Below are 13,062 nucleotides of genomic sequence, written 5' to 3' on the forward strand. Positions count from 1 at the left end.
AGGAGTTCATCGGCCCATGAATTTCAGCTTCGTCTCCGGCGATGTCACGAAGGCGAGCGGCGAGCTGCTCGTCATTCCCCTCTTCGAGGGCGAGCTGGGAGACACCGCTCCGTCCTCACTGGCCGCGGCCGACTCCGCCCTGGAGGGCCGCCTGCGCGGTGCCGCCACCCAGGAGGGCTTCAAGGCCAAGGCAGAGCAGTCCTTCCTGATGCACACCCACGGCCGCGCCACCGCGGAGCGCGTGCTGCTCCTGGGCCTGGGCAACCGCGCCCGCTTCCAGCCCGAGGTGCTGCGCCTGGCCGCCGGGCGCGCGGTGAAGGCGGCGCAGCGGCTGAAGGTGGGCTCGGTGGCCTTCGTGCTGCCGGCCACCGACGCGGCGGACGCCGCCGTGCGCGCGGTGGTGGAGGGCCTGGGGCTGGGTGCCTACCGCTTCGACAAGTACAAGTCCTCCGCCCGCGAGGAGAAGAACCCGGCGAAGGTGACGAAGGTGGCCCTGGTGCTGCCCGACGGCACCGAGAAGTCCAAGGGCCTGGAGGACGCGCTGGCGCTGGCGAAGCGCGTGGCGGACGCCACCAACTGGGCGCGAGACCTGGTCAACGAGCCGCCCAACGCGGTGACGCCCACGGTGCTGGCCGAGGCCGCGCGGCAGGCGGCGAAGGAAGGCGGCCTGCAGGTCACCATCGGCGGCCAGCGCGAAATCGAGAAGCTCAACATGGGCATGTTCCTGGGCGTCACCGCCGGGAGCACCGAGGAGCCGCGCCTCATCCACGTCGTCTACACGCCGAAGAACGCGCGTGACGCGAAGCGCCCGCCGCTGGCGCTGGTGGGCAAGGCAATCACGTTCGACTCGGGCGGCCTGTCCCTCAAGCCCACCGAGGGCATGGTGGAGATGAAGACGGACATGGCCGGCTCGGCCGCGGTGCTGGGCGCGATGAAGGTCATCGCCGCGCTCAAGCCGCCCTTCCCCGTGCATGCCTTCATCGGCGCGTGCGAGAACATGCCGTCCGGCAACGCGTACAAGCCCGGTGACATCCTCACCTCGCGGCTGGGCAAGACGGTGGAAATCACCAACACCGACGCGGAAGGCCGCCTGGTGCTGGGCGACATCCTCACCTGGGCCTGCGAGCACAAGCCGTCCGCCGTCATCGACCTGGCCACCCTCACGGGCGCCTGTGTCATCGCGCTGGGCAACTACATCGTCGGCGCCTTCGGCGACAACGACGGCACGATGAACGAGGTGCTCCAGGCCGCGCGCACCGCGGGCGAGGAGATGTGGCGCCTGCCGGTGAGCGAGCTGCAGAAGGACGCGCTGCGCTCCGAGGTGGCCGACATGAAGAACTCCGGCGAGCGCTGGGGCGGCTCCATCAACGCCGCGCTCTTCCTCAAGGAGTTCGTCGGCGACACGCCGTGGGTGCACCTGGACATCGCCGGCCCCTCCAACAGCCCCAAGGAGCGCGGCTACCTGGGCAAGGGCGGCACCGGCGTCGGCGTGCGCACGCTGGTGGAGTGGGTGCGGCTGCGCGCACAGACGCAGGCGGAGAACCCCGAGGCGTACGAGCTTCCCGCCGCGCCGGCCCCCAAGGCCGCGGCGAAGGGCGGCAAGGGCGCGAAGAAGTCCGCGCGGTCGTAACGCGGCACGGAAGGTCCGGGCGCGCCAGCACGGGCGCCCGGGGCGCCCCGCGCGCCCGGGCCGCCCGAGCACACTCGGAAGCCCGGTTCCGGGGCCCCTAGCGGGCCCGGGCCGCCCGAGCGCACTCGGAAGCCCGGTTGCTGGCCACCCGCCGCGCGAGCCGACGTTCTAGCGGCGCGACGCCTGGGACACCGGCGCCGCCTGCTTCGCGCCGGACACCGGGAGCGGACGGACGCCTTCGATGAGGGCGTCCACGCTCTGCGTGACGTCCGCCGCGGACTGCGCCGGCCACGTGGCCAGCATCATCAGCACGCGGCCCGGCCGGCCCTCACGCACGGCGACGCGGCCCAGCACCGCGTCCCCCACCGTGAAGTCGAAGCCCACCGCATTCTCGGACAGGGGAATCGGCATCGGGTCCGTGGTGGTGAAGCCCGGCTGCTGGCGCAGCCCCTCCGTCAGTCGCTCGGCGAACTGCGTGGGAGACGCCACCGCCGGGGCCACCTGCAGCACCACCTGCGCCCCGGACGTGTTGTGGCGGAGGATGACGGGGATGGAGAGTCCCTCCGGCGTGCGCTCGTTCGTCTCGTCGAGCTGCCAGTCCGCCGTGGGCCGGATGATTTCGAAGCCCAGGTCCTCGTCCACGTAGCGGCGGGTGGTGGAGTGGCCGGCACCGCCGGAGCCGCCCACGCCCTGCACCTGCTCGTGCTTCGCGGCCTCACCCCGGGAGTCCTTCACCGACGCGCGGGAGCCGCCGCAGGCCGTGCCCAGCACCAGGAGTCCCCACGCCAGCTTCCGCATCGCGCCCATGTCGCTCGTCCCCCGCCGCAAAGGCCGTGGACGGCAACGTGGGCACGGCGCCCCCCCTAGGCCAGCCCCCCCTGGAGTGTGCGGTAGGTGTTGGACAACCGCTCCGCCACCTCGGGCGGGAGCGCGTTGCGCGCTGAAAAGAGCGCATAGGAGACGATGGCGTCCAGCGCCTCCAGGGTGAGGGCGCGGCCCACGGCCTCCCCGCCCCCGGCGAGGTTGGCGCGCAGCCGCGCCACGTCCACCCGCCCGTCCGCGCCCGGCGTCACCCCGGCGAAGGCGTCCTCCAGGCCCGCGGGCGGCGCGTCCAGGAAGCCCTTCAGCAAGTCCTCGTCCTTGCCCGCGTCGCGCAGCGCGCGGTGAATCAGCGACAGCAGCAGGTTGTAGCGCTCCTCGGCGGACAGCAGCTCCCAGGCCATGCCCTCCACGGAAGGGCCCGGCACCGGTGGCGGCGTCGCGGGGCGCACCGCCAGGTGGCCTGAGCGCACGGCCTCGTCCAGCCACGTGTAGAAGGCGTAGGGCCCCCCCTCGTAGAGCGTCCGCAGCTCGCCCAGGGGGCCGCCCTTGCCCAGGCCCGTGAAGAGGCGCTCCTCGCCGGGCAGCGGGCCCGCGGGCCCCGGCTCCACGCGCATGTCCTCCGGGAAGCGGCGGCGCAGGCGCGACACCTCCTCCGCGCGCTTGATGCCGGTGAGCACCAGCTCCCGCGTGCGCTCGGGCAGCTTCACCACGTCCGCCATGGGCGCCGGCCCCTCGATGAAGAGGAAGCTGCCCTCCACCATCTCGAAGAGGCTGAGCACCACCTCACGCACCACGTACGTCATGGCGCTGTAGAGGTTGGCCTCGGACACCATGCCCTCGGACGTGAGCACCTGACCGATGCGTCGCGACGGCGTCACCCGCGACAGCGCCTGGGTGAGCTGCGTCTGCTTCAACATGCCCAGCCGCACCAGCACCGCCCCCAGGCGCTCCCAGCGCTCCGTGGACGTGGCGAACACCACCTGCCCGTCCCGGAAGGACACCGTGCGGCGCACCGAGCCGCCCTGCACGGCCAACAGGCCGCTGCGGATGCCGGAGAGGACGTGGGCGAACACCTCCTCGACGGAGAGCGTGCCCAGGCTGCCGGCGAGGAAGCCAGCGAAGCCGGTCGGCTCCTGGAGGAGGACCATCCCCTCGGGCCCGTGGAACCAGGCCGCGAGGGGACGGGAGGGGGACAGGCCCGCGGCGAGCGGCCGCTCCAGCTCGAGCGAGGCCTGCTCACTGCTGACACGAGGCGTGGCCTTGGGTTTGGAAGCCACCGCCCGTGCCCCCCGAACGACGCGCGCGACTACTTCTGCGCCGTCTTCAGCTCCTCGTCGATGATGCTCTTGAACTCCTCGAACGGCTGCGCCCCGGACAGCAGGATGCCGTTGATGAAGAACGCCGGGGTGCCGGACACGCCGACCTTCTTGCCATCCGCCAGGTCCGCCTGGACGACGGAGGCCTTCTCACCCGAGTCGAGGCACTTGTTGAACTTCGCGGTGTCCAGCTTCAGGTCCGCGGCGTGCTTCTTCAGGTCGTCCACGCCCAGCTTCTGCTGGTTGGCGAAGAGCGTGTCGTGCATCTCCCAGAACTTGCCCTGGTCCCCGGCGCACAGCGAGGCCTCGGAGGCCTTCGGCGCCTCCTTGTGGAAGTCCAGCGGGAAGTGGCGGAACACCAGGCGGACCTTGTCGGGGTACTCCTTCATGACCTGGTCCACGGCCGCGTTGGCGCGGCTGCAGAACGGGCACTGGAAGTCGCTGAACTCGACGATGGTGATGGGCGCGCCTTCCTTGGCACCCTTGGCGGCGCCCGTGGCGGCCACCTGCTTGCGCTCCGCGGGCGGGCGCGGAGGCTCGGGCAGGGTGATCTGCACGTTGGCGTTCTTGCGCAGCTCCGCGAACAGCGCCTGCGCGCGCTCCTGCTTCGGCTGCTGGGTGAGGAAGTCCACGATCTGCGGCTTCATCTGCTCGTAGGTGGACCCGGGCGGCAGCTGGCCCTTGGCGCCGTCGAACACTTCCTTGATGCGCTCCTCGGGCGGGGCGGGAACCTTGTCGTCAATCTCCGCCTTCAGGAACTGCTCCTGCGTCAGGCCCTTCTTCTTCGCCTCGGCGTCGACCAGCTTCTCCGTCACCATGCCCTCGAGGCCGCGCTTGCGCAGCTGGTGCTTCTGCTTCTCGAGGTTGGACAGGGGCTCGGAGATCTTGTCGTTGAGCTCCTTGTAGGTGATCTTCTGCCCGTCGCCGAAGGTCGCGACGACCGCGTCGGGCGCGGGCTCACCCGCGTTGGCCTGCTGCGCCGTGGCGGCCGGCCCCTGAGCGGTGACCGGCGCCTTCTCCTTGTTACAGCCGGCGGTGATGGTGGCCGCCAGGAGAGCGGCGAGGATGACTCGAGTGGGCTTGAGCATAAGCTCGCGTCCTAGTCGAGCTAAGCCTGACCTGCAAGGAAATGGCTTCAGGCGACCAGGGGCTCCAGCTCCAGCGCGCCCGCCAGGCCGGTGAAGCCCAGGTCCAGCGCCTCCAGCTCGCGGCGGCGGGCCGGAACGATTTCGTAGCAGCTCGGGTCCGAGAGCACCTTGCGCACCAGCTTGTGGTTGAGCGCATGGCCCGTCTTGTACGCCGTCATGTGCCCGATGACCTGGCGGCCGAACAGCGACACGTCGCCGATGGCGTCGAGAATCTTGTGGCGCACGAACTCGTCGGGGAAGCGCAGCCCGTCCGGGTTGAGGATGGAGACCTCGTCCACGACGACGGCGTTCTCCAGCGAGCCGCCGCGCGCCAGGCCCAGCTGCTTCAGCTTCTCCACGTCGCGCAGGAAGCCGAAGGTGCGGGCGCGGGAGATTTCGCGCGAGAACTCCCTGTCGCTGAAGTCCAGGTCGAAGGACTGGCCCTGGATGACGGGGTGCTCGAAGTCGATGGTGCAGCTGATGCGGAAGTGCCGCGACGGGGTGAGCGAGGCCTGCTTGTCACCGTCCACCACGGACACCGGCTTGCGGATGACGAGCAGCTCCTTGGGCGCGTCCAGCTCGCGCACCCCGGCGTCGTGGACGAGGGCCGCGAAGGGCGCCGCGCTGCCGTCCATGATGGGCACTTCCGGCCCGTCCAGCTCCACGCGCACGTTGTCGATGCCCAGGCCGGCCAGCGCCGACATGAGGTGCTCCACCGTGCCCACGCGCACGCCGTCGCGGCCCAGCGTGGTCGCCAGCGACGTGTCCACCACGAACTCCGCCAGCGCGGGGATGCTCACCGGCCGGGGCAGGTCCGTGCGCACGAAGACGATGCCGTGGCCCGCGGGCGCGGGACGCAGGGTGAGCGTCACCTTGGCGCCCGAGTGCAGCCCCACACCCTGCAGGGTGGCAGTCTTGGAAACAGTGCGCTGGTTGTAGGAGGACGGTCGCATGTCGGTGTCGCCTCGTGGCTGCTCGTGCTGCGGGACTTCCGGTCCGGGTCCCGCCGGTTGGACCCGGAAACGTTCATCAGTGATCTGACGCGACGCGGTGATTCTGCAATCCGCACGCCACGGACGCGTGACATGCGGGGCCGGGCCGGAGGAGGTCAAAACATCGCCAACCCCTTGGAATGGCTCGGCTTTTGGGTGCGTCGTGGTGGGTGTCATCTCCGGTCTGCCACCCTCCCCCCGGTGTGAAGCCTGCAGGATTCGCCCGATACCGTGACACCGATGTCCGGGATTCGTCAGAACCCGGAATCCGCGTCCCCACCCTGCCCCGCCATGCCGCAGCGTGTCTTCCATGCAACACGGCCGCGTCCATAGCGCAAGGAACAGGCCGGACGCAAACGTGCCCCGGGCAACACGCCCGGTGGCGGACGCTGGGACAGGGTGTGTGGGGGGTGGGGCGCCGGTGTCCCGCCGTCAGCGGGCGGGGGCGGCGAGGAAGCGGTCCCTGAGGGCCTCCGCTTCCTGACGGTCGAAGCCGCGTCCCTGCAGGAGGGTGCGCCGGCTGACGGCGTGGAAGGTGGTCTCCAGCGTCTGGACGAAGCGGCGCAGGTCCTCCGCGAGGCGGGCGCGGATGCCGGGGCCTTCGGGCGGCCAGGGCAGCTCCACCAGCAGCGCGGTGAAGCGGTCGAAGGCGTCGTAGTCCGCGTAGCGCAAGAGCTGGTAGCCGCCGTCGTGGAAGTAGCCGAGGAAGGACTTGAGGGCGTCCAGCGCGCGCTCGGCGGCGGGCACGTCCTCGGCGCGCAGGTGCGTCTCGGCGGTGCGGCACAGCTGGGCGTAGACCCACAGGTCCTTGCGCAGCCGGAGCGCGGCGTCCTGCGGGCTCATGAGCTCGTCGAAGACGCCGTCCGCGAGCCCGCCGTTGGGGGCGAGCGTCTCCATCAGCACCACCACCTGCGTGCGCAGGAGCGTGGTGAAGGCGACGGCGGCGCGGGCGGGCGCCTCCATGTCGCGGTCCAGGTTGACGAGCACCTCGCGGGCCACGCGCTCCGTCTCACGGGCGATGTCGCGCGCGGCGCGCAGCGTGGCGGCCTGGAGGGACTTGGAGGCCGCCTTCGGGGACAGCTCCGAGTGCATCCACGCGGCGAGCGAGGTGGCCTCGCTGCGCACCAGCGCCAGCAGCACGCGCACGCGGCGCGAGTACGGCGGCTGCCCCTCCGCGTCCACGTAGGCCAGGTAGTGCAGGAGGCGGAACAGGCCGAGGAAGGCGGTGGAGAAGAGGGTGCGCTGGTCCTCCGGGAGCGTGCCCAGCGTGTCCAGCAGGCGGACGGACCGGAGTCTGTCGTACTCGACGCGGAACTCCAGCGGGCGGAAGGGGCGGAAGTAGCGGTTGAGGACGATTTCGCGCAGGGCCAGCTTGCCCACGTCCTGGAAGAGGCCGAGGTTGGCCACCGGCAGCTTGAGCAGGTGGTCCAGCAGGTTCTTCAGCGCGTCGAAGGCCTCGCGCAGCACGAAGAGGCTCTCCGGGGGCGTCTCCTGGTCCAGCTGCTCCTCGATGAGGGCGCGCCGGACGCGGTCGTCCGCGAGCTGCGTCTCCACGTACTTGCGGAAGACCATCTTCTGGTCGCTGTCCGGGTCCTGCAGGTGGCGCGCGACGCGGATGGCGCGGTCCATGGCGTCGCGCACGTCCGCCAGCTCCTCGTGGAAGTCGCGCGTGACGAGCGGCCTGTCGCGCGCGTCCACCACGGTGTTGAGGTTGAGGTAGCGCTCCACCGCGCGCAGGAGCATCTCGAACTCGAAGAGCAGCTCCTCGCGGCCCTCCACGGGCACGCCGCGCAGCCAGCGCTCGCGCTCGGCGAGGAACCCGGCGCGCGACGTCTGGGAGGCGCGCATCAGGTCCGCGTAGAAGTCACGTCCGGTGGCGGGTGAGGCGGGAGGCCTGTCCTGGCTCATGGCGCGGGGAGCTTAGTCTCAGAACAGGGTGCCCTGGGGCGTCGCGGGTGGCTGCTTCTTGAAGTACTGGTAGGTCCGGTGCGTGGCCATGCGCCCCCGGGGGGTGCGCTGGAGGAAGCCCTCCTGCATGAGGAAGGGCTCGTACACGTCCTCAATCGTGTCCCGCTGCTCGCCCACGCTGGCGGCGATGGTCTCCACGCCCACCGGGCCGCCCCCGAACTTGTCGATGATGGTGAGCAGGATTTTCCGGTCCATGGCGTCCAGGCCGCTGGCGTCCACGCCCAGCCTGTCCAGCGACTTCTTCGCCAGCTCCAGGGTGATCTTCCCGTCGCCTTCCACTTCCGCGAAGTCGCGCAGCCGGCGCAGGAGCCGGTTGGTGATGCGGGGCGTGCCGCGCGAGCGGCTGGCCACCTCGCGCGCGGCGTCCTTGTCCAGGGGGATGCCGAGGATGCGCGCGGAGCGGTGGAGGATGAGCTCCAGCGCCTTGGCGTCGTAGTACTCCAGGCGCTCTTGAATCTGGAACCTGTCCCGAAGGGGCGAGGTGAGCAGGCCCGTGCGCGTGGTGGCGCCGATGAGCGTGAAGGGCGGCAAATCAATCTTCATCGCCCGGGCGGCGGGCCCGGTGTCGATGGTGATGTCCAGCCGGAAGTCCTCCATGGCCGGGTAGAGGTACTCCTCCACGGCGGCGTTGAGGCGGTGGATTTCGTCGATGAAGAGGACGTCGCGGGCGTTGAGGTTGGTGAGCAGGCCCGCCAGGTCGCCCTTGCGCTCCAGGGCGGGGCCGCTCGTCACGTGGATGCCCACGCCCAGCTCGTTCGCGATGATGTGCGCCAGCGACGTCTTGCCCAGGCCGGGGGGGCCGGAGAAGAGGCAGTGGTCCAGGGCGTCGCCGCGGCTGCGGGCCGCCTGCACGTAGACCTTGAGCTTCTCGACGACGGGCCCCTGGCCCACGTACTCGTCGAACGAGCGCGGACGCAGGGAGGCCTCGAGCCGGACGTCCTCGGGCTGGACGTCTTCCGAGAGTGTGTCGGACTTCCTCGCCATGACCATTCAGCACCCTATACAGGAAGGGCGCGCGTGTCGCCGCACATCTGGCGGGGCTACAGTCGCAACGGCCGCAGGCCGAGCAGCCAGGGAGCGCCCACCGCCATGAAGGGTCTCGTCTTCGACCTCTCCATCCCGAAGTACGTCGTGGCCCGCGGCCTGGGCGGCCTGTACCCGAAGCTTCACTACGGGGCCGGCAGCTGCCTCTCCCTGAGGGAATTGCCGCGCCCCACCCTGCCCGGCCCGGAGTGGGTGCGGCTCAGGCCGCTGCTCACCGGGCTGTGCGGCTCGGACATGGCCACCCTCTTCTTCAAGGCCAGCCCGCAGCTGGAGCCCTTCAACAGCTTCCCCGCCGTGCTGGGCCACGAAATCCTCGCCGAGGTGACGGAGGTGGGGCCCGGGACACGCGGCGTGCAGCCAGGCCAGCGCGTGGCGGTGGACCCGCTGCTCCCCTGCCGGCTGCGGGGCATCTCCCCGCCCTGCAAGCCGTGCGCGGCGGGCCAGGAGAACGGCTGCGAGCGCACCGCGGACGGGTGCCTGGCGGCCGGGCAGATGCTCGGCTACCAGCGCGAGCTGCCGGGCGGCATGGGCACGGAGATGGTGGCGCACCCCTCGCAGCTCCACCCGGTGCCGGACGGCGTCTCCGACAAGGCGGGCGTGCTGGTGGAGCCGCTGGCGGTGAGCCTGCACGCGGTGCTCAAGGCGCCGCCCCGGGACGAGGACAGGGTGCTCGTCATCGGAGGGGGCCCGGTGGCCTTCGCGACGCTGTGGGCCCTGCGGGCGCTGGGCCACCGCTGCCACGTGACGCTGCTGGCGGCGGAGGACTACCAGCTGGAGCTGGGAAAGCGGATGGGCGCGGACGACGCCTTCCGCGTGCGGGGCGATTGGGACGAAGCCGCGGAAGTCGCCCGGCGCACGGGGGCGAAGGTGTACCGCCCGGTGATTGGACCTCCAGCGATGACGGGCGGCTTCGAGCTGACCATCGACTGCATCGGCAGCGCGGCCTCCGTGCAGGACGCCCTGCGCTACACGCGCGCGCTGGGGAAGGTGGTGCTGGTGGGCGCGGCGGGAATCCTGGAGCGGGTGGACTGGACCACCGTGTGGCGCAACGAGCTGACGCTGCTCGGCTCCTACGTGTATGGCCCGGAGAGCTTCCGGGGGGAGCGCCGGCACACCTTCGACCTGGTGCTGGAGCTGCTCGCCCGGAAGGAAGGGCCGGACTGTTCCGTTCTCGTCACGCACACCTTCCCCCTGACTCGCTACCAGGAGGCCATTGAGGCCAATCTGGCACGTGCGAGATTCCAGTCCGTCAAGACGGTCTTCGACCTGACCCGGTGGTGACTGCCATGCACACGAGCCCTGTGTTCCGACCCCTCCCCTCCCTCGCCGGCGCGCGCGCCGAGTCCGTGCCCGGCGTGAAGTTGCAGAAGCTGCGCCGCGCGGCGCTGGATGCGCGCGAGGCCTTCGTGAAGGAAGGCCCCGTGGCGGCGGTGGCCACGTGCGAGCTCATCACCTTCCCCTACCCCGCGCAGTTCGCCTTCAGCGGCGCGGCGCTGTCCCCGGCGCCGTACGTGATGATGACCAACCGCATGCAGGTGGTGCAGTTCGTGGACCGCGAGGGCGAGCGGCGCACGCTGCTGTTCAACCCGTCGGACTACGAGAAGGGCCACCTGGCGCCCTTCTACCGCGCGCTGCGCGAGCGCTACGGCGCGTTCGTCTCCGACAAGGTGATGTCCTCGCGCCACGGCACGGTGCAGAGCCACCTGGCGTCACTGGGCCTGACGCCCGCGGACGTGGACTACATCGCCTTCGACCACCTGCACATCCAGGACCTGCGTGGCTGGCTGGGCGGCGACGGCCTGCCCGCGTACTTCCCGCGCGCCCGGCTGCTGGTGCAGCGCGCCGAGTGGGAGATGGTGAAGGATTTGCACCCGATGCAGACGGTGTGGTTCGTGCCCGGCGGCGCGGACGTGCCGCCCGAGCGCGTGGTGCTGCTGGACGGCGACGTGTGGCTGGGCCAGGGCGCGGCCCTGCTCAGCACGCCGGGACACACGCAGGGCAACATGTCGCTGGCGGTGGCGACGTCGCGCGAGGTGTTCGTCGTCAGCGAGAATGGCGTGGCCACGGAGTGCTACACGCCGCTGCAGTCCGCCATCCCCGGCGTGCGCCGCCACGCCGAGCACATGGGCTGGGAGGTGGTGCTCAACGGCAACACGCGCGAGGACTCGCTGGACCAGTACTCGTCCATGGTGGTGGAGAAGCTGTTCGCCGGCACGTCCGCGGTGGAGGGGGCGTTCGTCAACTTCCACCCGTCCTCGCTGCTCACGGCCCACCTGATGGCGCCAGCACTGGCGCCCACCATCGTCCTGCCCGCTCCCAACTTCGGCGACGTGCGCCCCACGCCCGCAGCGCGGCGCGCGGCGTAGGGCTTGGGGCGCCCTCAGAACGGCTGCGCCCCACAGGCCCGCACGGGCCGGAACGACACGGACCACAACTCCTGGTCCCCCGCGCCGTCGGTGGCCGCGAAGAAGACGTTCCAGTCCGCGCGCACGAAGCCCTTCGGGTTCGAGGACGCGCTTCCCGGAGCGATGTCCTCCAGCGAGCGCGTGTTCCAGAACGCCCCGCCGCTGTACCAGGGCTCGCTCCCGTGCCCCGACGTGGTCGCGGAGAAGAACAGCCAGCCGGTGTCCGCCGCCAGGTCCTGCGGGTCGCTGCCGGCCTGGCCGGGCTCCAGGTCCGCCACCATCCACGTGCCCAGCAGCGTCCCGTTGCTGCGCCACAGCTCGCGTCCGAACCAGCCGTCATCCGCCGCGAAGTACAGCGTCCGGTCCACCACCACGAAGCCCGGGTCCAGGTAGGGAGAGAACGCGCTCTCCGGCCCCGGGTTGATGTCCCGCACCAGCCGCGTGCCCCACACCGTCCCGTTGCTGGTCCACAGCTCGCTTCCGTGCCGCGGGTCCCCGACGTCGCCCCAGTACCCCTCGCCTCCCGCCGCGAAGTACACCGCGTCGCCCATCGCCGTGAGGCGCTTGGGCTCCTGTCCCGGGAAATGCCGCAGCCAGGTGGCCGTGCCCGGCGCGCTCCGCGTCACCCAGAGGTCCGCCTCGTCCGTGCCAGGATTCACCGTGAAGAACAGCTGCCGGCCCGCGGGCTCCAGTTCCAGGAACACGCCGTCGGTCAGCCTGAAGAGCGCGTCGGCACGTCCCCGCTCGTCCAACCGCCAGAGGGTGCTCGTGCGCGTCGTGTCGTCGTAGACGACCAGCGACAGGTCCTCCTCCCACTCCAGCAGCCTGTCGAACACGGAGGAGCGCGTGCCCGGCGCGAACTCGTGCGCCAGCACCGTGCCCTGCTCCGTGCCATCGCTGCGCCACAGCTCGCGACCGTGCTCGACGTCGGTCGCCGTGAAGTAGAGCGTGCCGTCCACCACCGTGAGCTGGGCCGGCGACGAACCATCACGCCCCGGTCGGATGTCCTTCACCAGCTGCGTGCCCCGCTCCGTGCCGTCGGTGCGCCACAGCTCCACGCCGTGCTCGTCGTCGTTCGCGGCGAAGTACACCCAGCGGCCCATCACCGTCAGAAAGCGCGGCACCGATTGCGCGACGCCCGGATTCACGTCCTTCACCAGCGACGTGGTCCTTCCCGGCCCCTCGCTCACCCACAGCTCCCGGCCATGCTCGGGCTCTGTCGCGACGAAGAAGAGCCGCCCGTTGGCGGAGACCAGCTCCACGGGATTCGAGTTGCCCTGGGGATTGATGTCCCGCACGCGCCGCGCGCGGTCCTCACAGATGTCCCATCCCGGACCGGGCAGGGGCAGCAGTCCCTCCGCCGTCACCGTCCCGACATCCGCTTCCGACTCGCGGACGGGAGCCACCCCATCCACCGCCTCCACCTCACCCTCCGGTACAGGCCCACACGCCACCACCAGCCCGGAAAGCATGAACACCAGCACCGGAACGCCGCGCCAAGACTTCATGAGAGCAGCCCCTTGTCCTCGGTGGCGCGGGGGCACCACCGCCGGAGCTGAAAAGTGATACTCATGTCGTAAGAGTCTACTCAGACCAGGGTAGGAAATCGCTCAGGATGTCCGCCATCCCGCGAGCCCTGACGACCCGTGCCGACAGCCAGACACCGGGTCCGTCGGGCCGAGGACCGATTCGGTTTCTCAGGGGAAGAGCGCTTCGGCGGACTGCGCGGGGAACTCCCGGCTGCTCGTCACAGCGCGG

At 70.9% G+C, this 13,062-nt stretch carries 10 protein-coding genes; 3 read left to right on the forward strand and 7 right to left on the reverse strand.

Annotated elements, in window-relative coordinates; translation table 11 throughout:
* Positions 1-16: 16 nt before the first annotated feature.
* Complete coding sequence (locus ACX9TP_RS32765) at positions 17-1,630, forward strand: leucyl aminopeptidase (RefSeq protein ID WP_482974573.1); 1,614 nt, start codon at positions 17-19, stop codon at positions 1,628-1,630.
* Positions 1,631-1,798: 168 nt separating this feature from the next.
* On the opposite strand, the gene ACX9TP_RS32770 is transcribed toward ACX9TP_RS32765, so the two are convergent.
* The 6 genes from ACX9TP_RS32770 to ruvB all read right to left on the reverse strand — a co-directional run bounded on the left by ACX9TP_RS32770 (position 1,799) and on the right by ruvB (position 8,845).
* The gene (locus ACX9TP_RS32770; RefSeq protein WP_482974574.1) at positions 1,799-2,437 is read right to left on the reverse strand and encodes a hypothetical protein; all 639 of its coding nucleotides are present in this window, start codon (positions 2,435-2,437) and stop codon (positions 1,799-1,801) included.
* Between the two features lie 56 nt (positions 2,438-2,493).
* On the reverse strand, positions 2,494-3,729 hold the full coding sequence (locus tag ACX9TP_RS32775) for a DUF4388 domain-containing protein (RefSeq protein WP_482974575.1): 1,236 nt from the start codon (positions 3,727-3,729) through the stop codon (positions 2,494-2,496).
* 29 nt (positions 3,730-3,758) lie between these two features.
* A complete protein-coding gene (locus ACX9TP_RS32780) occupies positions 3,759-4,856 on the reverse strand; it encodes a thioredoxin domain-containing protein (RefSeq protein WP_482974576.1) in 1,098 nt (365 codons plus the stop codon).
* Positions 4,857-4,903: 47 nt separating this feature from the next.
* The gene (gene lpxC, locus ACX9TP_RS32785; protein ID WP_482974577.1) at positions 4,904-5,848 is read right to left on the reverse strand and encodes a UDP-3-O-acyl-N-acetylglucosamine deacetylase; all 945 of its coding nucleotides are present in this window, start codon (positions 5,846-5,848) and stop codon (positions 4,904-4,906) included.
* Positions 5,849-6,319: 471 nt separating this feature from the next.
* On the reverse strand, positions 6,320-7,795 hold the full coding sequence (locus ACX9TP_RS32790; RefSeq protein ID WP_482974578.1) for a hypothetical protein: 1,476 nt from the start codon (positions 7,793-7,795) through the stop codon (positions 6,320-6,322).
* 18 nt (positions 7,796-7,813) lie between these two features.
* On the reverse strand, positions 7,814-8,845 hold the full coding sequence (ruvB, locus tag ACX9TP_RS32795) for a Holliday junction branch migration DNA helicase RuvB (RefSeq protein ID WP_482974579.1): 1,032 nt from the start codon (positions 8,843-8,845) through the stop codon (positions 7,814-7,816).
* 99 nt (positions 8,846-8,944) lie between these two features.
* Between ruvB and ACX9TP_RS32800 the strand changes: the two genes are divergently transcribed.
* Positions 8,945-10,180, forward strand: coding sequence for a zinc-dependent alcohol dehydrogenase (locus ACX9TP_RS32800; RefSeq protein ID WP_482974580.1), 1,236 nt, complete (start codon positions 8,945-8,947; stop codon positions 10,178-10,180).
* A gap of 5 nt (positions 10,181-10,185) precedes the next feature.
* The gene (locus ACX9TP_RS32805; RefSeq protein ID WP_482974581.1) at positions 10,186-11,265 is read left to right on the forward strand and encodes an MBL fold metallo-hydrolase; all 1,080 of its coding nucleotides are present in this window, start codon (positions 10,186-10,188) and stop codon (positions 11,263-11,265) included.
* Between the two features lie 14 nt (positions 11,266-11,279).
* On the opposite strand, the gene ACX9TP_RS32810 is transcribed toward ACX9TP_RS32805, so the two are convergent.
* Positions 11,280-12,812: an ELWxxDGT repeat protein gene (locus ACX9TP_RS32810; protein ID WP_482974582.1), complete on the reverse strand. Its 1,533-nt coding sequence runs from the start codon at positions 12,810-12,812 to the stop codon at positions 11,280-11,282.
* Positions 12,813-13,062: the final 250 nt, after the last annotated feature.

Source organism: Pyxidicoccus sp. M15, from assembly GCF_056858435.1.

What these genes read in the sequence shown, in the direction of transcription:
- ACX9TP_RS32765 (WP_482974573.1), top strand. Translation starts at nt 17, where the DNA reads ATGAATTTCAGCTTCGTCTCCGGCGATGTCACGAAGGCGAGCGGCGAG.
- ACX9TP_RS32770 (WP_482974574.1), bottom strand. Translation starts at nt 2,437, where the DNA reads ATGGGCGCGATGCGGAAGCTGGCGTGGGGACTCCTGGTGCTGGGCACG.
- ACX9TP_RS32780 (WP_482974576.1), bottom strand. Translation starts at nt 4,856, where the DNA reads ATGCTCAAGCCCACTCGAGTCATCCTCGCCGCTCTCCTGGCGGCCACC.
- lpxC (WP_482974577.1), bottom strand. Translation starts at nt 5,848, where the DNA reads ATGCGACCGTCCTCCTACAACCAGCGCACTGTTTCCAAGACTGCCACC.
- ACX9TP_RS32790 (WP_482974578.1), bottom strand. Translation starts at nt 7,795, where the DNA reads ATGAGCCAGGACAGGCCTCCCGCCTCACCCGCCACCGGACGTGACTTC.
- ruvB (WP_482974579.1), bottom strand. Translation starts at nt 8,845, where the DNA reads ATGGTCATGGCGAGGAAGTCCGACACACTCTCGGAAGACGTCCAGCCC.
- ACX9TP_RS32800 (WP_482974580.1), top strand. Translation starts at nt 8,945, where the DNA reads ATGAAGGGTCTCGTCTTCGACCTCTCCATCCCGAAGTACGTCGTGGCC.
- ACX9TP_RS32805 (WP_482974581.1), top strand. Translation starts at nt 10,186, where the DNA reads ATGCACACGAGCCCTGTGTTCCGACCCCTCCCCTCCCTCGCCGGCGCG.
- ACX9TP_RS32810 (WP_482974582.1), bottom strand. Translation starts at nt 12,812, where the DNA reads ATGAAGTCTTGGCGCGGCGTTCCGGTGCTGGTGTTCATGCTTTCCGGG.